Genomic DNA, 383 nt, shown 5'->3' with positions numbered 1-383 from the left:
CTGGAGGCGCTGATCCAGTTCCTGGACGAACAGGCGTATCAGGCCATGACCGAACTCGCCCGGCCGACTTCGCTGGCCCGGTTGGTGACCCGTGCGCGCGGTTAGGTTGGCGCTGGTCGCACTGGCGATATTGCTGACGGGCATGGAAGCCCGTGGGGCGGAGATCGCACCCGCCCTGCCGCCCCTTTATGCAAGAGCAATCGACCAGGCGAAAGCCGAGATGCTGCGCGATCCGGCACTCGCCCTTCGGAACGCGGAGGCGGCGCGCCGGGCTGCTGCGATCATGTCCGATCCGCGCCAGCGTACCCTGGCGCTTGCGACCGCCGACTGGCTGCGCGGCGAAAGCGCCGTTCGCCTGGGGCGTGACGGCGAGGCGGAACAGG

1 protein-coding gene is annotated in these 383 nt (G+C 69.2%); it reads left to right on the top strand.

The window, feature by feature from the left end:
* Positions 1-106 precede the first annotated feature (106 nt).
* Positions 107-383 (top strand): hypothetical protein (locus SZ63_RS12305; RefSeq protein WP_156168501.1); only part of this gene is annotated, 277 nt, incomplete at its 3' end.

Origin of the sequence: Methanoculleus sediminis, assembly GCF_001017125.1 — an archaeon.
In the GTDB taxonomy this organism is placed as follows: Archaea; Halobacteriota; Methanomicrobia; order Methanomicrobiales; family Methanoculleaceae; genus Methanoculleus; species Methanoculleus sediminis.
The sequence above is the reverse complement of the archived record's forward strand: the minus strand, read 5'-3'. Positions and strand labels throughout refer to the sequence as shown.